The organism is Prevotella sp. P3-92 (assembly GCF_002251205.1).
Classification (GTDB): Bacteria; Bacteroidota; Bacteroidia; order Bacteroidales; family Bacteroidaceae; genus Prevotella.
The window spans coordinates 1-19,082 of record NZ_NPJE01000027.1 but is presented as its reverse complement, the minus strand read 5'-3'; the positions used below and the strand labels follow the sequence as shown (position 1 = coordinate 19,082).

General features: G+C 41.6%; 19 protein-coding genes and 1 riboswitch. Of the genes, 6 read left to right on the top strand and 13 right to left on the bottom strand.

Going from position 1 to position 19,082, the window contains the following annotated elements:
• Positions 1–25: 25 nt before the first annotated feature.
• Positions 26–216: riboswitch (cobalamin riboswitch) on the bottom strand.
• A 69-nt stretch (positions 217–285) separates the two neighbouring features.
• Genes CIK93_RS04325 through CIK93_RS04315 form a run of 3 tightly spaced genes read right to left on the bottom strand, consistent with a single transcriptional unit; the run spans position 286 to position 3,882 of the window.
• A complete protein-coding gene (locus CIK93_RS04325) occupies positions 286–1,806 on the bottom strand; it encodes a cobyric acid synthase (protein WP_094435310.1) in 1,521 nt (506 codons plus the stop codon).
• 57 nt (positions 1,807–1,863) lie between these two features.
• Positions 1,864–2,805, bottom strand: coding sequence for an adenosylcobinamide-phosphate synthase CbiB (gene cbiB / locus CIK93_RS04320; RefSeq protein ID WP_094446687.1), 942 nt, complete (start codon positions 2,803–2,805; stop codon positions 1,864–1,866).
• 15 nt (positions 2,806–2,820) lie between these two features.
• Positions 2,821–3,882, bottom strand: coding sequence for a UDP-N-acetyl glucosamine 2-epimerase (locus CIK93_RS04315; protein WP_094390775.1), 1,062 nt, complete (start codon positions 3,880–3,882; stop codon positions 2,821–2,823).
• 190 nt (positions 3,883–4,072) lie between these two features.
• On the opposite strand from CIK93_RS04315, the gene CIK93_RS04310 reads away from it, so the two are divergent.
• From CIK93_RS04310 to CIK93_RS04295, 4 genes are all read left to right on the top strand, one after another.
• Positions 4,073–4,696: a flavodoxin family protein gene (locus CIK93_RS04310; RefSeq protein ID WP_094446686.1), complete on the top strand. Its 624-nt coding sequence runs from the start codon at positions 4,073–4,075 to the stop codon at positions 4,694–4,696.
• Positions 4,697–4,700: 4 nt separating this feature from the next.
• Positions 4,701–5,594 carry an AraC family transcriptional regulator gene (locus CIK93_RS04305; protein WP_094446685.1) on the top strand — a complete coding sequence of 298 codons (894 nt, stop codon included), beginning with the start codon at positions 4,701–4,703 and terminating at the stop codon, positions 5,592–5,594.
• Positions 5,595–5,656: 62 nt separating this feature from the next.
• Positions 5,657–6,274, top strand: a complete 618-nt coding sequence (locus CIK93_RS04300; protein WP_094446684.1) for a formate/nitrite transporter family protein — start codon at positions 5,657–5,659, stop codon at positions 6,272–6,274.
• 43 nt (positions 6,275–6,317) lie between these two features.
• Positions 6,318–6,713: a hypothetical protein gene (locus CIK93_RS04295; protein ID WP_144007616.1), complete on the top strand. Its 396-nt coding sequence runs from the start codon at positions 6,318–6,320 to the stop codon at positions 6,711–6,713.
• A gap of 84 nt (positions 6,714–6,797) precedes the next feature.
• On the opposite strand, the gene CIK93_RS04290 is transcribed toward CIK93_RS04295, so the two are convergent.
• Genes CIK93_RS04290 through CIK93_RS04255 form a run of 8 tightly spaced genes read right to left on the bottom strand, consistent with a single transcriptional unit; the run spans position 6,798 to position 15,348 of the window.
• Entirely contained in the window at positions 6,798–7,070 is a 273-nt protein-coding gene (locus tag CIK93_RS04290) for a TIGR03905 family TSCPD domain-containing protein (protein WP_094438941.1), read from the bottom strand.
• 13 nt (positions 7,071–7,083) lie between these two features.
• The gene (locus CIK93_RS04285) at positions 7,084–7,821 is read right to left on the bottom strand and encodes a YebC/PmpR family DNA-binding transcriptional regulator (RefSeq protein ID WP_094390792.1); all 738 of its coding nucleotides are present in this window, start codon (positions 7,819–7,821) and stop codon (positions 7,084–7,086) included.
• A 33-nt stretch (positions 7,822–7,854) separates the two neighbouring features.
• The gene (gene pheT / locus CIK93_RS04280) at positions 7,855–10,305 is read right to left on the bottom strand and encodes a phenylalanine--tRNA ligase subunit beta (protein WP_094446683.1); all 2,451 of its coding nucleotides are present in this window, start codon (positions 10,303–10,305) and stop codon (positions 7,855–7,857) included.
• A gap of 46 nt (positions 10,306–10,351) precedes the next feature.
• Complete coding sequence (locus CIK93_RS04275; RefSeq protein ID WP_094446682.1) at positions 10,352–11,920, bottom strand: NAD(P)/FAD-dependent oxidoreductase; 1,569 nt, start codon at positions 11,918–11,920, stop codon at positions 10,352–10,354.
• Positions 11,917–12,309, bottom strand: a complete 393-nt coding sequence (locus CIK93_RS04270) for a YkvA family protein (protein WP_173815115.1) — start codon at positions 12,307–12,309, stop codon at positions 11,917–11,919. Before CIK93_RS04270 ends, CIK93_RS04275 begins: the two co-directional genes overlap by 4 nt.
• Positions 12,310–12,336: 27 nt before the next feature.
• Entirely contained in the window at positions 12,337–13,182 is an 846-nt protein-coding gene (locus CIK93_RS04265) for an N-acetylmuramoyl-L-alanine amidase-like domain-containing protein (RefSeq protein WP_094390796.1), read from the bottom strand.
• Complete coding sequence (locus CIK93_RS04260) at positions 13,182–14,354, bottom strand: DUF4421 domain-containing protein (RefSeq protein ID WP_094446680.1); 1,173 nt, start codon at positions 14,352–14,354, stop codon at positions 13,182–13,184. Before CIK93_RS04260 ends, CIK93_RS04265 begins: the two co-directional genes overlap by 1 nt.
• 7 nt (positions 14,355–14,361) lie before the next feature.
• Complete coding sequence (locus CIK93_RS04255) at positions 14,362–15,348, bottom strand: Gfo/Idh/MocA family protein (RefSeq protein WP_094390798.1); 987 nt, start codon at positions 15,346–15,348, stop codon at positions 14,362–14,364.
• Between the two features lie 121 nt (positions 15,349–15,469).
• Here CIK93_RS04255 and CIK93_RS04250 point away from each other — a divergent pair, with 121 nt between their 5' ends.
• Together CIK93_RS04250 and hisB are read left to right on the top strand one after the other, a co-directional pair.
• Complete coding sequence (locus CIK93_RS04250) at positions 15,470–16,450, top strand: hypothetical protein (protein WP_094449304.1); 981 nt, start codon at positions 15,470–15,472, stop codon at positions 16,448–16,450.
• A 273-nt stretch (positions 16,451–16,723) separates the two neighbouring features.
• Positions 16,724–17,782, top strand: coding sequence for a bifunctional histidinol-phosphatase/imidazoleglycerol-phosphate dehydratase HisB (hisB, locus tag CIK93_RS04245; RefSeq protein WP_094435338.1), 1,059 nt, complete (start codon positions 16,724–16,726; stop codon positions 17,780–17,782).
• A gap of 154 nt (positions 17,783–17,936) precedes the next feature.
• On the opposite strand, the gene CIK93_RS04240 is transcribed toward hisB, so the two are convergent.
• The gene (locus tag CIK93_RS04240) at positions 17,937–18,461 is read right to left on the bottom strand and encodes an alkaline phosphatase (RefSeq protein ID WP_094446679.1); all 525 of its coding nucleotides are present in this window, start codon (positions 18,459–18,461) and stop codon (positions 17,937–17,939) included.
• Between the two features lie 169 nt (positions 18,462–18,630).
• Positions 18,631–19,082, bottom strand: a 452-nt coding sequence (locus CIK93_RS04235; RefSeq protein ID WP_144269528.1) for an IS982 family transposase, incomplete at its 5' end; no start/stop codon positions are given.

The following is a 19,082-nucleotide window of genomic DNA, read 5'->3' as shown; positions in this document are numbered from 1 at the left end:
CGCCTAGCCCAAGAGTACGATGAAAAATTTTGTTTATGCTTGGAATTGGTATTCTGACTTGTCAACCTGATCGCGAACGCCTTCCCGGTAACAAACCAGTGACTTTGTTGTTCACGTCGATATAGGGTTGTTTACAGCTGCCGGACAGTCGAGGATTTTCACCTCATTCCCTTCTATTCTCAATGCGTTTGCAAAATTACGAATTTGTAAGCGAAAAACAAAGAAGAATTATGTTTTTCTTTCTTTTTCCACAAATGCGACATCTGCTTTATCTGTCAGTTAAAGCTAATCAGACGTAGTAAGAATGTGATAAATGCGTTCCATGTCAACATGTTGTCTAACATGATCTGCCAACAAATCATATTGTTGGTTTTTATAGGTTTCATAGTCAAAGACAGACTGCTGTTGAGCATCTTTCAGATATGGTGACAATAAAACATCAACAATAGGTGCATTATCAAGTATTCCATGAATGTAGGTGCCCATGCAGCGATCATCAACGAAACATCCATCAGTTGTTTGGTTATTAAATAGATTCATCGACTGAGCATTGTCATCAAGTGTTGTCGTTCCCATGTGAATTTCATAACCGCGAAGCTTGACATTCTCATCTTTTACCAGCGTAGGACATTGGAATGTAACTTGTCGAGTAGTTTTTTCACCACCAATAACTGTCACGACAGGCAAAAGTCCCAACCCTGGCAATCGCTCGATTTCACCCTCGACATGATTCGGGTCTCGTACTTCCTTTCCCAAGATCTGATAGCCGCCACATATGCCTAGCACCGTAACGCCACGTTTTCGTGCTTCTACAACAGCTTTTGCCATTCCATTCTGACGTAACAGACAAAGATCATCTATCGTAGATTTGGATCCAGGAACGATGATGATATTTGCATCTTCAAGATCAGCAGGATTGTTGGTATAATAAAGATGCAGTCGTGAATCTTGTTCTAATGCATCAAAGTCTGTAAAATTGCTCATGTGGCGCAACAATACTACTGCAACATTTACCTTGCCTTTTACAGCCTGTCTCGACTTAACCTGCAGCGAGACACTATCCTCTTCTTCAATATGAATATCACGAAAATAAGGCAGGATACCGAGAACTGGTATTCCACATAGTTGCTCTATCATTTTCGCGCCTGATTCGAAGAGACTGATGTCTCCACGGAATTTATTGATAATAATACCTTTAATGTGACTTCGTTCTTCAGGTGTCATCAACATAATACTGCCATAAATACTAGCAAAAACGCCACCGCGGTCAATATCTGCAACAAGAATTACATTTGCATGGGCATAAAGAGCCATAGGCATATTGACAATATCTACCTCGCGCAAATTGATTTCAGAAACACTTCCTGCCCCTTCCATCACAATAGGATTGAAACGGGATGCCAAACGATTAAATGCTTCATGAGCAACATTACGAAAGCGATCTCGTCCTTCCTTTCGAAAATAGCTTCCAGCAGACTGATTGCTGTCAGGACGTCCCAACAAGACTACTTGCGATGTATGGTCAGACTGCGGTTTCAGCAAGATGGGATTCATATCGGCCTCACAAGGGATTCCTGCCGCTTCAGCTTGTACAGCCTGAGCGCGTCCTAATTCTAATCCATCGGGAGTGGCATACGAGTTGAGCGACATGTTTTGTGCTTTAAATGGAGCTGGGCGATATCCGTCTTGCCGAAATATTCTACAAAACGCAGCAGCTACAACACTCTTTCCAACATCACTTCCTGTTCCCACAAACATTAGTGGATTAAGTTTTTTCCTATGATTCGATTGTGAACTTATAGCCATTTGATAAATATTATAGTTTACATCTCAAAAACAAAGAAATATCAATTTTTTCTGTACTCAAAACAAAATCGATGCACATACAATTACCATCATAACAATCTCGACTCTTTGGTTAACACCAATGGCAATGATCATATCTTTCGTACTTAGTTGGCGATCACAGTCTCCGATATATGGTTTATAAAAACGTTGACCAAAATAATCATGAGGTCCACCAAAACGACAATCAAGAATAGATGCTAATGCAGCTTCTGGATAGCCGCTATTAGGACTTGCATGCATTCTGCCATATTTTGCTACAAAACGTAACCTGCTCCACCAACAATAAAAACTTGAAGTCAATATCATCATCAATGCTGTCAATCGAGCTGGTATGTAGTTGGCTACATCATCAATGCGTGCTGCCCAAGTTCCAAAACGAAGATAGCGTTCATTATGGTAACCTATCATAGAATCGAGAGTATTGACCATTTTATATGCCATCATTCCCGGCACGCCCAGTAGTACCAACCAAAAAAGTGGCGCCACGACACCATCGCTTAGGTTTTCTGACATGGTTTCTAATGCTGCCGAACGTACCTCCTGAGCTGTAAGATTGGCTGTGTCTCGCCCTACTATGCGAGCTACACGCTCACGTCCTTTGTGTAATGAAATATCAAGAGCGTAGAAAACTTGTCTAACTTCACGAATCAGTGTTGTTCCTGCCAAACAGTAAAACACAAGTATGGTTGTCACGGTCATCCATAGATAAACAGACACATCCAACGCTATTTTCAAAAGGTAATCGGTCAAGACAAAAGTCATTATAATAAGCACAACAGCCATTACCGCTCCCTTTGTCCGTTTCCAATGACCTTTGTTTAATATTGTTTCGCACTTATGTATGATTTTACCAAACAGCACAACAGGATGCGGTAACCACATCGGGTCACCTAATATCTTATCCAACAGCCAAGCTACAAGAATTGGCAAAATGGAAATGGCCAAGATTGAAAGCATTTGCTATTCTTAGTATTATAAATCAAGAAGCGTCTGTACAATACGCTCTGCCGAACGTCCATCCCAACGGTCAGGCAAATCACCATGTTTCCAATTGCCAGCCATCAGTAATTTCAAGGCATCATGCAATTTTTGGCAATCCTCACCTACTAACACATTAGTACCTACATTCACCGTTTCAATATGTTCTGTATAACTATTAAGAGTGATACATGGTACATGATTGAATGTGGCTTCTTCTGCCACATTACCAGAATCCGTTATCACACCTTTAGCATGTGCAGCAAGGTAACCAAATTCCAAATACGACAATGTTGGAACAAGGGTTATAGGTAGCGACATTTTTTCCACAGCTTCTCTTGCTACTCCACGTAATGGCGCAATAATTTCACATCCAGTGCACACATCGATTATAGTAGCAAGGAGGTGTTGGAGTTTATCTGTATCTGCCAAGAGTACTTTGCGATTAAGAGTCAAGACAATATACTGACCGTCTGACACATTTTCAAGACATTGAGGTCTCGTCCATCTGTCATGATTAGCACGCAATGAGTCCATCAGGATATTGCCAACCATGTAAATTTTTTGCATATCAGCACCTTCACGAGTAACAATACTATTATTACTAACACCTGCCGTAAACAACAAATCACTCAATCCATCAATGACCAAGCGATTGATTTCCTTCGGCATATTGATATCAAAGGAACGAGTACCAGCAACAAGATGAGCCAATTTTACACCTCGTTTCTTTGTTACTATGGCAGCTGCCATGGTAGAAGCAAGGTCATCAACGACGATAACAATATCTGTAGAATGATGATTAAGATAATTTTCAAACTCAGCCATCACTCTTCCTGTCAGTTCATTAAGATTTTCACAATCAACACCGAGATAAATATCTGGTTTTGGCATCTGAAGATCATCAAACAATGATGCTTCAAGGGTAGGATCATCTTGACGTCCTGCATATACCAACTGATAGGCAATACCTTCTGTCTTAATGATGGCCCTGACAATTGGAGCGACCTTTACAAAGTTCGGTCTTGCTCCTGTAAAAACACATACGTTCTGCATAAGTCTTTATTTCTATTTCGACTGCGAATTTACTATATTTTGCACTAATTACAAAGAGTTTTTCACTTTTTCTTCTATGTTATTCGCACTTTGAATCAAAAGACGTTGCTCAATTCAGTAGAAATTAGTAAATTTGCCTTCAAAATAAACTTAGTGTACGATTTACAACAAGACTCTTCAACAAATTGTTATGAAAGTTCTACTCATTAATGGAAGTCCACGAAAGGAAGGTAATACTTATACTGCCTTAACGGAGATATCAAAACAACTTAGTATCCACGGAATAGAAAGTACCATCCTATGGATTGGTAAGAAACCTGTTCGCGGTTGCATCGCCTGCAATAAATGCAAAGAGAACGGCAACGGACAATGTGTGTTTTCTGATGACATAACAAACTCCGTCATCGAAAGCATCTCTCATTGCGATGGAGTCATCATAGGCTCTCCCGTCTATTACGGTCAACCATCAGGTCAGTTACTTTGCCTTCAACAGCGTATGCTTTATGCAGGAGGGGCATACTTCATTGGAAAGCCAGCAGCTGCCGTAGCAGTTTGTCGTCGTGGCGGTGCTTCTGCAGTATATCAAACATTACTCATGCCTTTCCAAATGATGAACATGCCGATTGTGACTTCCCAATATTGGAATCTGGCTTATGGAAGAGGCGAAGGCGAAGCCGCACAAGATATTGAAGGTATGCAAACCATGCGTACATTGGCCAACAACATGGCATGGATGTTGAAAAAACTAAACAACAATGATTCATCAGACCTTCCAGAACGCGAAGCATGGACACCCATGAATTTTATTAGATAATACTATGTCAGAAATAAATCTGAGTCATATTTACCAAACCGTCTGTAATGCACCTGGTGGAAATGGATTTCGAGTAGAGCACATGCCCGAACTCTTTGCCACAAGTGACATTGACGACTGTATGGCACATGTCCACTCATTCTATGAAATTCTATGGTTTCAGGATGGTGAAGGAACACACACGGTGGACTTCGTTGATTACAAGGTTGTTCCAGGCACCATATTTTTTCTGTCTCCTGGACAGATTCACCATTTCGATTGTAAAGACAACTATCGGGGGGTTGCTATAAAAATGTGTACTGATTTGATAAAAGTCTCAAATTCTTCCACCAATATCAGTCGTTTATTCCTTGAATACAACGCGTTTCATACCTACGAAGGAACACCATATTATATTATAGACGAGCCAACATCAAAGTTACTTCAACCGTTAATACACGAAATGGAGTTAGAAGCGGAGAGAAATGGTGAATTGGGTAATATAGACATCTTAAAATCACTACTAACCATCTTTCTTGCAAAAATAGAACGATACGGCAAACATGAGGCAGAACAAACTGTTGATTATCGTAAACCTTCCCACCTACTTTTTATCCGTTTCAGACAGTTACTTGAACAGGAATACAAACAACTGCATACTGTTCAAGAATATGCTAATCGTTTAAATGTGTCCGTCCGTTCACTCAGCAATAGCGTCAACGAGTGTTCTGGAAAATCTCCATTGATTTTCATTAATAACCGCATCATATTGGAGGCCAAACGTCTTGTTCTTTATTCTGACTTGATGATTAAAGAAATTGCTTACATGTTAGGGTATGACGATCCTTCATATTTTGTAAAACACTTCAAGCGCCATACTGGTTATCTACCTTCAGAATTTAGAGAGATGGAACGTTAAAAGAAACAAGAGAGTCACAGTACATGTCATAGATCATTGAATTCAAATTAAATAATATAAATATGAACCTAAAAGAAACATTCAACACACATTTTCCGTTGGCTATTTTGGCTGGTATCTGCATTGCAATTGGTGGAACAGTCAATCTCAAAGTAGGAGGAGTAGCTGGTGCAGTACTCTTCGCTTTTGGCTTAACAACCGTAGTGTATTATGGATTGAAATTATACACAGGAACTGCAGGTTTTATACGCCGACATGGTGACTGGTCGATGCTCGTTATAGTACTCATCGGAAACATTATTGGTTGTCTTTTAACAGCCCTTGCCATCAGATATACTCATCCTGATTGTATTGAAAAAGCAGGAGATATATTGACAGGGCGTATTACCAAAGGTCCATTTGCATGCGGTTTGTTGGCCATCGGATGTGGTTTTATTATGACGACTGCTGTTCAATTTGCACGACAGGGTAAAATGTTAGCACTCTTACTCGGTGTGCCAGTTTTCATTCTCTGTGGATTCACCCATAGTATTGCCGATGCATTTTATTTTCTTGCCGCACCTTGGGATGTGGTTTGTCAACCTATCGTTGCGTTGATTTATGTCTCTGAGGTTATTGGCAACTTTATCGGTTGCAATCTCTATCGATGGATGACACCGGAGCAAGTAAGGGTAAAATAACTATCAAATCAACAAGTGAATAGAAAATAATAAGATAAATAGAATGAAACACATCGGTATATACACGATAATTGCTATTGCAATGTTTTCAGCTTGTCAAGAGACCTTAGAGCAACGTTGCCAGCGCGAAGCCCAAGCATATACAGAGAAAAACTGTCCTGCACTTATTGCCAAAGATGTAACAATAGACAGTCTGACATTCGACAAACAATCCCACACATTGTGTTATGCTTACACCTTAGGCGGTGTACTGGATGACTCTGCAATAGTGAACAAGTCTGAACTAAAACAGCAAATGCTGATGGACTTAAGAAATGCCACATCGCTAAAAATTTATAAAGAGGCTGGCTACAGCTTTCGCTACGTGTATTATTCACGAAAGCATCAAGGACAGAAACTTCTTGACGTGGTATATAAGGCAAAAGACTATCAAAAGTGAATATCTTCCAATACCTAGCAAATTAGCATCATAGACGAAATAACGTACATCTGATAAGAAAGTGAAGAAAAAACGGTTAATGAGTTAATCATCAACCGCTTTTTCTTTAAGTATTTCCAAAGCCCTACAAAGTTGGTCAGGACAACTGGTGTTTTTGGTTCCACAACGGATTCCATTAATTTTGTGGATCACATCATCAATATGCTGTCCTTTCACCAGTTGGCCAATTCCTTGAAGATTGCCATTACAACCTCCAAGAAAAAAGACCTGCTGAATAATATTATTTTCATCGCAAGTTACATCAATCATTCTAGAACATGTACCATGCGTTTCGTAACAAATATGCTTTGTTGCCATTGAGACCAACTTATTATTCTTCTACGATTTCAGGTTTCATGTTTGTATAAACAGTCTGAACGTCATCGAAGTCCTCAAGCTTTTCAACCATTTTGTCGATAGTCTCACGCTCTTCTGGAGTAACATCTTTGAGGTCGTTAGGAATACGAGTAAACTCAGCGCCTGTTACTTCAAATCCGTTTTCTTCCAAATGCTTCTGAATTGCGCCAAAAGACTGAGGATCACCATAGATGGTGATGCTGTTTTCTTCCTCATCTTCGTCGAATTCATCTTCTACTCCGTAATCAATGAGGTCAAGAATCATCTCATCCATATCCAATCCATCTTTCTTTTTGAAAGTGAACACGGCCTTATGGTCGAAAAGGAAAGAGAGTGATCCTTGAGTACCCAAGTTTCCGTTGAACTTGTTGAATACCGAGCGTACGTCTCCCACAGTACGGGTGGTATTGTCGGTCAGTGTATCTACGAAGATGGCAATTCCATGAGGACCATATCCTTCATAAGTCACTTCCTTATAATCACTCTGATCTTTACCCATGGCGTTTTTGATAGCACGCTCGATGTTATCCTTCGGCATGTTTTCGCGCTTTGCATTGGCAATAATGGCACGCAAAGCAGGGTTCATGTCAGGGTCTGGTCCACCAGCCTTAACGGCAATTGCTATTTGTTTACCAATTTTTGTGAATGTTTTGGCCATGTGGCCCCATCTTTTCAGCTTTGCAGCTTTACGATATTCAAATGCTCTTCCCATTTTATTGTATTTTTTTATTATTATTTCTTTGAATTAACGAAGTTCGGCACCAAGTTTCTGCTTAAGGTTATTGATGAGCTTCTGCATGATAGCATCAATCTGTTTATCTCCCATCGTTTTCTCAGTATCCTGGAGAATGAAATTTACTGCATAGCTTTTCTTACCTTCTGGAAGGTTCTTTCCTTCATAGACGTCAAAGAGTTCCACTTTCTTCAAGAGTTTCTTTTCTGTCTGACGGGCAACCTCCTCAATCTGAGCAAATTCAACCTGTTGATCAATAAGCAATGCAAGATCACGGCTTACTATAGGATATTTTGCAATCTCGGTGTAAAGAACCTTTTGTTTGCGTACTGCTTTCATCAAAGCTGTCCAATTCAGTTCTGCATAATATACAGGTGTGTCGATACCTGCAGCTTTCTGTTCCTTCTTTGACAGAACGCCCATCTCCAACAAAACCTTACCACCACGATTTTCGTATGTCAGTCCAGCACTAAAAATCTCATTAGTTGATTTTTTGCGCACAACCATACCAGACTGTAATCCGATTCGAGTAAGGATGTTTTCAACGTAAGCGCGCAGTTCTGCAAATGAGAAATCTTCGTCAGGATGCGCCCAAGATCCTGTAATTCGTTTACCAGTGAGCCAAATACCGAGGTGATACTGTTCTGTATAGGCTTGCATTGGATTTTCTTCATTTGTCTTATTCGGATCAAAATAATAGACATTTCCAAATTCGAAGAAACGGCAGTTTCCATTTCTTCTATTGGCATTGTGTTCAATACTTTCCAATCCTCCATAAAGCAATGATTGTCGCATGACGTTCAAGTCAGATGAAAGCGGATTCATGATTTTCACCAACGTATCCTGACGTTCACCATAATAAGCGGCTTTTGTCAGCGAATTATTTAGAATTTCATTGAAGCCCATGCCAACAAGTTGTTCGCTGACGAGATTGGCCATTTTGTGTTTATGGTCTTCCTCACCTTTTATAACGAGTGAACTCTTCAACTGTGTTGGAATTTCCACATTATTGTAACCATAGATGCGTAAAATATCTTCAACCACATCACAAGGACGTTGTACATCTACACGATAGGCTGGAACTTTAAGTGTTAAGCCAAGTTCGTTTTCTTCAATGATTTCCATTTCGAGCGAGAGACAGATTGACTTCAATGTAACCACATCGATGTTTTTTCCAATGAGTGAGTTTACATAGTCAAACTTCAGGTCAACCACTGCATCTTTAATAGGTTTTGGATATACATCACAGATTTCCATAGAAACCTTACCACCTGCCAACTGCTTACAAAGCAATGCTGCATATTTCAAAGCCTCTACTGTACCATTCGGATCTACACCACGCTCAAATCTAAATGAAGCATCGGTTGACAGACCGTGGCGACGTGCAGACTTTCTTATCCAGGTAGGATGGAAATAAGCACTCTCAAGAACCACATTACGAGTGGTTTCATACGTACCACTACCCTTTCCACCGAATACACCTGCAATACACATAGGTGATTCTGCATTACAAATGGCGAGGTCACGTTCTGAAAGTTTATGATCTACTCCATCAAGAGTTTGGAATGGAGTCCCCTCTGGCATGGTTTTCACTACAATCTTTCGTCCTGTTACCATATCTGCGTCAAAGCAATGCAAAGGTTGACCCAGTGCCATCATCACGTAGTTGGTAATATCAACGATGTTATTGATTGGTCTCAGACCGATGGTAGAAAGTTTATTTTTCAGCCAATCAGGGGATTCTTTCACTTCACAGTCTGTAACACTAACACATGCATAACGCTTGCAAGCTTCCTGGTTCTCAATAACCACTTCAATGGGTAAGTCGTGGTTATCTACCTTAAAATCTGCCGTTGAAGGCTTGTGAAGTTGTGTTTTATAACCATTTTGCTTGAGCCAAGCATAAAGGTCGCGAGCCACTCCCCAATGTGAAAGTGCATCAGCACGATTGGCAGTAATATCAACCTCGATTAGCCAATCGCTCTCCAAATGGTAATATTCTGCGGCAGTCATTCCGACCTTTGCATCTTCAGGCAATACGATAATTCCATCATGTGAATTACCAACACCTATCTCGTCTTCTGCACAAATCATACCACAAGATTCTACACCTCGCAGTTTTGATTTCTTAATAACAAACTCCTTATCGCCATCATACAGGACACAGCCCAAATCTGCCACTATAACTTTCTGTCCTTCAGCAACATTTGGCGCTCCACATACGATCTGCGATAGTGACTCACGACCGAGGTCAACAGTTGTCACATGCAGATGATCTGAATTAGGATGCATTTCACAGGTGACTACTTTGCCAACATACAGACCTTTAAGACCACCTTTAATACTCTGAACTTCTTCAAGTGCGTCAACTTCGAGACCAGTAGATGTCAAGGCGTCACACACTTCCTGTGGCGTCAGGTCGAAGTCAACATATTCTTTTAACCATTTATAAGAAATATTCATTGCAATGAATTTATTGTTTCAATTTCCGCGCAAAATTACTAAAAAATCAGCAAACACCCAAATATTTAGCACACATTTCGGCACAACGTTCTCCATCGACGCCTGCTGAAACAATTCCTCCCGCATAGCCTGCGCCCTCACCACAAGGAAAAAGGCCTCTAATGCGAACGTGCATTAAAGTGTCACGGTCGCGTACAATACGTACTGGCGAAGAGGTACGAGTTTCAACGCCTATCATCAATGCTTCGTTGGTTAAAAAGCCATGTGATGACTTTCCAAACTGTAAAAATCCTGCTTTTAACCGATTGCTTACAGCTGGTGGCATCCAAAAGTGAAGTGGTGAAGATATGAGCCCTGGTGCATACGATGACCGCGGTAGGTCGGCACTGAGTCTACCATTTACGAAATCAGCCATACGTTGTGCTGGAGCGGTTTGTTTCCTATTGCCTTGCAACCAACAGTCATACTCCATCTGTTGCTGGAAACGCATCATGCAAAGTGGATCATCTCCTTCCACGTCTTCTGGTCTGATTTCTACTACCATACCGCTATTACTCCATTGTCCACCTCGGTTGCTAGGTGACATTCCGTTAACAACAATCTGTTGCTGATCTGTTGCGGCAGGTATTACGAAACCTCCCGGACACATACAAAACGAATATACACCACGTCCTTCAACCTGTGTCACAAAAGAATATTCTGCGGCAGGGAGATAACGTCCACGTCCCTGTTTAGAATGATACTGAATTTGGTCTATCAGAGCAGAAGGATGCTCCAGGCGCACACCAACAGCAATTCCTTTGGCTTCGAACTCAATATGCGCATCTGCGAGATAACGATAGACATCACGTGCAGAATGTCCTGTTGCGAGAATCACGGGACCCTTGAAAACTTGCTGTTCTCCTGTGGGTAAATAGACAGCCTCTACACCTACCACCACATCGTCTTTCAACATGAGCCGTGTCATCTTCGTTTGAAAATGCACTTCACCTCCACATTGTAAAATGGTGTGGCGCATATTTTCTATCACACGTGGCAACTTATCGGTACCAATATGAGGATGTGCGTCTGCCAATATCGCGGTTGAAGCACCATGCTGACAGAACACATTGAGTATTTTGGTAGTGTTTCCTCTTTTTTTGCTACGTGTATAGAGTTTTCCATCTGAATAGGCACCTGCCCCACCTTCTCCGTAGCAATAGTTGCTTTCGCCATCAACACGTTGATTTTTGGTTATCAACGAAAGATCACGCTTTCTTTCGCGAACATCCTTACCGCGTTCCAACACGATAGGACGAAGTCCGAGCTCCACAAGGCGTAAAGCGGAAAAAAGTCCGCCAGGCCCCTCGCCCACTACCACAACGGCAGGTTTGTCTGACACATCGCCATAAATTGTCTGTTCGTAGGCCTCGTCTGTGGGCAGTTCGTTGATGTATAATCGCACCTTGAGGTTTACCACCACCCTACGTTGTCTTGCGTCAATACTCCGCCGCAAGACACGTACACTATTCACCGTACGTCTGTCAAAGCCGTACTCATCTGCCAAAAACGCCACAAGATTCTGTTCGCAGGCAGCCACTTGCGGTATTACTCTAACGTCGTATTCTCGGATCATTCTGACTTACCGAAGAGATCGTTTGCTTCTTCTATTTCGTCCTCGTCAAACCATTTACTTAAGCGTTGTTTTGCTTTTTCCTGTATTTCAGGTGCCACATCGCCCCATACTTTTTTCAGTACATAGAGCAATACTGCAAGGTCATCGGTCAATCCCACAATGGGAATTGCATCAGGAATAACATCAAAGGGACTAATCATATATCCCAGCGCTCCAATAATCAGCGCTTTATTGGCTGTACTTACTTTGTCGCTTTGTAACGTATAGTACAGGATAAGGGCCGCATAGACCAACTTCGCACCGGCACGTTTAGCGATGCGTGAAATCTTTTCAACGAAGTCTGACTGAGAGAACTTGTTGGCATAACTCATGAAATCAGGTAATTCCATATTTTTCAGTTTTAAATTTGTTTTATACTATTTTATTCTAATAACGCGAATTCCAAGAAATGATGGATGCTTCTTCATATACTGAGCAAGTGTCATAGGTTCGAGCACCACTTTTTTATGTATCATAGACGCATTGAGTAAATGCAATCCATCACTTTTCCATTCTGCAAATCCGACATGTGAAATATCGAGCCCTTTCTTATTGGTTACAATAGCTAAAATATCGCCATCATGTATCGTCTGTCGAAGAATCTTGCTATTTGTAATCTGTTTATTGGGAATATAACTGAAGGTCTGTCCTGTAAGTTTCCGTTCTTGTGCAGCTATCACTTTGACATCCTTAGGATTGTTCTTCAAGGCCACATAGGATAGCGGATGAGCACTCATATAGCCTACACGGACGTTTTGTACCGCAGTAAATGGGGTATTGTTGCTTTGAATTTCCTTAACCCATCCGGCTTTTCCATTAGACAGTATCCAGTCTGTAAAATAATGCAATCTGGACGTATATCCATTGATTTTGTGATGATGGTAACGTAATTTTTCCAACATGCTACAATAAGCATCGAACGAGGTTTGCTTGTTTTTTGCACAGATGGTAAGTGCGGTCACCGTTTCCACAAGGGTGGTACAGTCAAGCTGTCGGGTATTAACCACAAGTCGTTCTGTCGGTTGACCTTCAAGTGTATGAGCCACATAAGGCCGTCCTATCAATTGATGGGCAAAGAATAGCGGCGTCTTGTTCTTATGATTATCAACCGCCTTTTGCAGCATAGTCACAATTTTTACACTATCCACCTTTTGATAAACACAACGTTGTGCGTGAATTTGCAGCGAAATGCCCATAATGAGCATCAGAATATATTTTTTCATCACTGTTTTCTGTTTTTATATCTTCCACGTTTACCGAAATTATAACCTACATAGGCATTTACTGTACCATATATATTACTTGCGGAAAAACGAGATTTCTTATAGTTGTTCCAATAGACGATAGCACTCAGTCCTGCAAAAAAACGGGTATTATTGAAGACAAGCCCGAATCGTCCTATTCCATCAATATTAACATTGTTTATATCAAATCCATGTGCTGCAGGTTCTTTCATTTCTCCCTTCGTTTTTTTATAGGCAAGAGCCAACGATGTACTGGCGCAGAACAGAAAATTAGGTGCAAAAACCCAATTATAAGCATAGCCCACGGAAGCATTATAGTTGTAGTATTTCACTTTATTGAACATTAGTGCACTATCGAGTTGTTCACCATGCATTCCTTCGTTTTTATCTATAAGATCTTGTAACCGTTCGTGGTCAAACGACAGACTATTGTGCGAATATCCTATACCAGCCATCCATGAACCACAACTGATTTTCTGACATGTACTTTGTGCAAAAGCAGCAGGATAAGAGAAACGTTGGTGGTTGAAAATATAATAGAGATTGAAACCTGTAGTTCCAACCTTGAGTCCATCAAATGAGTGGCCTTTCAACAGCTGCTCTGAGCTTTTATCAGATAGTCTCACCCTACTTATTTTGTAATCGCTTCCTGTCTTACGATAAAAAATGTCAAGACCGACCTGTGCAGCATAGATACTAAAATCCCAACCTTGTTTGGCTTTTTCTTGGTTGAATCCAAAGTGCTTTACATCGAAAGTATAACCAAGAAATACCCACCTCCATCCAAAATATGGTCCGATTTTTATGGTCGGATTCGGAGAAAATGTCAAAGACTGCCCATTCTTCTCTGACGTACGTAATTGATAGATGTCGTAACTTTGGGTAGCTTGTAGCATAACTGCCCAGTTATAATGTTGCGGTTCTACATAATTTGTATCAATATAACTGAAACCGCGTATAGTACGCCGCAACCAACTCAATTTGCGCTTGGGAGGTACAGAAACTTCCGTTGGTACTTTTTGTGTATCAGTTTCCGCTTTTACAGGATAGTTAACAGACGGCAGAACTTGAGTAGCATGGCCTTTCATCGTCGTAGCCAATGCCAACACAAGAACAATCAATACCATTCTTAAGTATTCCACCGTCATCATCTTTTTTTTAGAACTTACCAAGAATACGATCGAGCACCCAATTAACTGGAGTTGCCGATATACTTGTACACTCACAAACGCCAATACCTCTCAAATGTTCTATCACATTCTTAATAATGGGATACTGTACGTATGGGGGATTAGGTACGGTAATGTTTTCCTCGCCTTCGCTGGTATGCAGACGAATTGGCTGATAGACAAATACTGAGAAACTCACCGATCCTTGATCACCAATCAGTTCGATACGATCTTCCTGTGCTGACTCATGAGCTACAAAACACCAAGAGCCACTTCCTGGTACTCCGTTTTCAAATTCGAAGCAGGCACTAACGGAATCTTCAACCTCATAGAGACCACCTCTGTTAGCCTTAATTCCACGAGCCTCAATAATGGTGCCAAACATATATTGCAACAAATCCAACTGATGAGGAGCCAAATCGTAGAAATAGCCACCTCCTGCCACATCGGGCTGCAAGCGCCACGGCATTTTATCTGGTCGGTCATAGTCAAGTGCTCGTGGAGGCACAGCAAAACGCACCTGCACATTGACAAGACGACCAATACGACCACTATCCACAATTTCCTTCACCTTAAGGAAATAAGGCAGATAACGACGATAATATGCTACAAAACAGGGCACTCCAGTTTCTTCACTTACTCGATTGATTCGCGCACAATCGTCATATGAGGCAGCCAATGGCTTCTCCACATAAACGGGTTTTCCTGCACGCATGGCCATAATGGCATAAGTAGCATGACTCGACGGAGGCGTGGCAACATAGACGGCATTGACATCAGGGTCATCTATGAGCTCTTGAGCATCTGTGTACCATTTGGGTATTCCATGGCAAACAGCATAGCTTCGTGCACGTTTTTCGGTACGACTCATAACAGCCACTACAGTAGAACCCTCAACCTCAGAAAAGGCAGGTCCACTTTTTTTCTCAGTTACTTCTCCGCAACCGATAAATCCCCATTTTACGGTCTCTAACATGCGTATAGTTTCTTTAATTTCATGCAAAGTTAGAAAAAATCTCTTAATTCTTTGCAGTCTTCACCTATTTTTTAAATATAATTGACTACCTTTGGCTTCGATTTCTAAAATTAAAGATTAAATGAATAGTAAAGAGCAAATCGACGAGCTGATGAAACCGCGCAGCTACAGAGCAGTTGTTTCTTCTGGATTCCGTTTCTATACAGCACATTTTCGCACTGTATTTAAGTCTTCATGGCTGATGGCATTAGCCTACTCACTTATGGTCGGTCTTACAGGATTGGTTGCTGCGGTACAAATGCCCAAGGTCGTTATGAAACTGATAACTTTAACACAACACGGTGCAGACAGTACTGCACTTATTGACTCACAGAAGAGTTATTTTATCACTGGTGGACTTCTCGTGGTCTTTGTGATTGTATGTATGCTATTACTCGCAGTTACCATAGGGTGTGTGTTGACACGTCTTAAAGAGCACAAAGAAAACCATACATTAGTGTTGCCTACAAGTTGGTGGAAGCCCAATTTTCTATTAGCGTGGCGAACCGTTAAAGGCGGTATTTTCACTTCCTTACTAACGATAATACCCATTGCATTATTGGCAGGCGGTACCATCGCATATTCCATAGCCTCACCTCAATCTTTCGCTACTCATTCTACTACCGTGTGTGTGGCAGTAGTTATTCTTTCCCTCTTGATTATTGCCTTCGGACTACCCATCGTTCCTACCCTGATACATTATATATTTAGTGAACGCACTCCTTTCCTACAGGCCTTGCGTGCCAACTACAAAGGGGGACTCCGTTTTTGGGGTGGTCTTTTCGCTATCGTAATCATAGATGTTCTATGGGCCATCATCGTTGATCTCATCATCTGCCTTCCTGCCAAAATCCTGTTTATGGCCAACCTCTCGGCACAGACAGGCCAACTTTATGGTGACCCATTGTCCATGCCTGCCTATATGCCAATGCTTACCTTTGTGACATTTACCATCTGTGGATTTTTCCAGTTTTTCGCCACTCTTCCGGCTCTATTCCACAGTTATTATGCTTATGGCGCCATCGTTTCTCGTGAACAAGAGCGTTTTCGGCAAGCCAAATGAGCAGAAGTAAAGCTCGCTTTAAATCTGCCATGGCGAGAAAACGAAGGATGAAATCCAACGTTTTCGGCAAGCCAAATGAGCAGAAGTAAAGCTCGCTTTAAATCTGCCATGGCGAGAAAACGAAGGATGAAATCCAACGTTTTCGGCAAGCCAAATGAGCAGAAGCAAAGCTCGCTTTAAATCTGCCATGGCGAGAAAATGCGGCATGAATGGAACATCAGGATACAATAAAAATCATACACTTGATATATTTAACAAACCCCATAAATTAACATGAAAAGAATACTCTTCATAGACCGGGACGGAACCATAATCAAAGAACCCGAGGACGAACAAATTGATGCTTTTGAGAAACTGCAATTCGTAGAGGGCGCCATCGGCAACCTTGCTTTTCTCAGACAACACACCGACTATGAGCTTGTCATGGTGAGCAATCAGGACGGATTAGGAACCGATTCATTTCCTGAAGAAACATTTTGGCCTGTTCATAATTTCATACTTCAAACGCTGAAGGGCGAAGGTGTTGAATTTGATGATATACTCATCGACCGCCATTTTCCAAACGACAATGCGCCCACGCGTAAACCCGCTACTGGTCTGGTGGAGAAATACATGAACAACCCCGACTACGACATGGCTCACAGCTATGTGATTGGCGACCGAGATACTGATAGACAATTTGCAGAAAATATTGGTTGCCAATTTGCTCAAATCGGCAACTGGAATGAGGTTACAGAACGCATCTTTGCTGGTGACCGTACTGCCGAGGTTCGACGCACCACCAAAGAAACTGATATTTACGTTCGTTTGAATATTGATGGTACGGGGCAATGTGACATACATACTGGATTAGGGTTCTTCGACCACATGCTTGAACAGATTGGAAAACACGGTATGATGGACTTGACCATCCACACCAAAGGCGACCTTCACGTCGATGAGCACCACACCATAGAGGACACCGCTTTGGCGCTGGGCGCTTGCCTGCATCAGGCTTTAGGATCCAAACGAGGCATTGAGCGTTATGGTTACGCATTGCCCATGGACGATTGTCAATGCTCAGTATGTTTAGATTTCGGTGGACGCCCATGGTTGGTATGGGATGCAGAATTTCATCGTGAACGCATTGGCGAAATGCCAACAGAGATGTTTCTGCATTTCTTCAAGAGTCTGAGTGATGCGGCTGCCATGAACCTCAACATCCGTGCTGAAGGTCAAAACGAGCACCATAAAATTGAAGGCATCTTCAAGGCCCTTGCACGTGCTTTGCGCATGGCCGTCAAACGCGATATCTTCCATTACCAACTACCCAGCACCAAAGGAATGCTTTAAGGCTCTCTTTAGTTGGCACGCTTGGTGAAAGCTATATGGCTAACTCGTATAAAAAACATAGGTTGCTAACTTATCATGAAAGAGGATACTTAGCAACCTATGTTTTTATAATGAATTATTTTTTCCGTTTAATAGAGTCGCTTCATCAAGAAGATTATCTGCGACCTTTAAAGACACTGGTAATGGGTTGTCCACGCCATGCCTGGGGACGTTTTAGATGGAAAATTTCAGCAATAGTGGCAGCCACGTCAAACTGCATCATCACATCTGTAATTTGATATCCCTCCTTAATACCTTTTCCATAGATAATAAATGGGGTTTCCATTTCTAATAATGTCTTACCGCCATGACCTTTCTCCTTACCACCATGATCGGAGGTTATAATAAATATGGTATTTTCAAAGATACCTGCATCTTTTGTGGCTTGAATGATACGACCCACATAGCGGTCGGCTCTTGCAATTGCATCGTAATAGGCTGGTGTGTCATGACCAGACTCATGACCAGCATGGTCAATACCGTCATAACAGAATGCTGCAAAATTGGGACGCTTTTCCTTGATATAATCTTCCGCAAGTTCAGTCAGTTTGTCAAGGTTATTTAAGTAATCAGCCACTACCTCCACCCTACTTATTGCCAAACTATCCACTAAATATTTAATACCATCCCACTCCATCATGCAAGCTGTTTCCGCCTCAGGATGTTGCTCGTACAAAATAGAGTATATAGTAGGCCCCAGTTCGGGATAACCGAGTGTTTAATACAATATAAATACAGCGTGAATACGCCTCCTCCCCATACCATTAGGAGTGGGTAATAACAGAAGGCTGAAAGAAGTTGATTTGCCCTTAGAATAGTGACAGTTGCTTCGTGTCTTCGATGCAGTATCCTTGCAATGCCTTTGGCTTGTTGTCGAAGAAGCAATATGCTCCCAATGCTGAAATAAGGTTCATGATAAAGTTGCTTACAGATCTATGGCGTGAGTGTACAATCTGTGCCGTATTCTTCAGCATGTCGTTAATGGTTTCGATAATGTATCTCTTGCGCAGCATCATTCTGTCATAGAACGGCATCAGCTTGTTTTTCATGTTTACGCGCAACCCTGTCACCAGCTGTATTCCATCCTCAAAGAGGAAGTCAAACAGCTTCTGCGAAATATAGCCTTTGTCAGCAAACAGCTTGCCATACAAACGTTTAGCAAGAACCTTGAACACATTCGGGTCCTTGTCGCTGACATTTGCACCAGTAAGTACAAACGCTATTATCTCGCCTCTGTCATTGCACGCAAGATGGAGCTTAA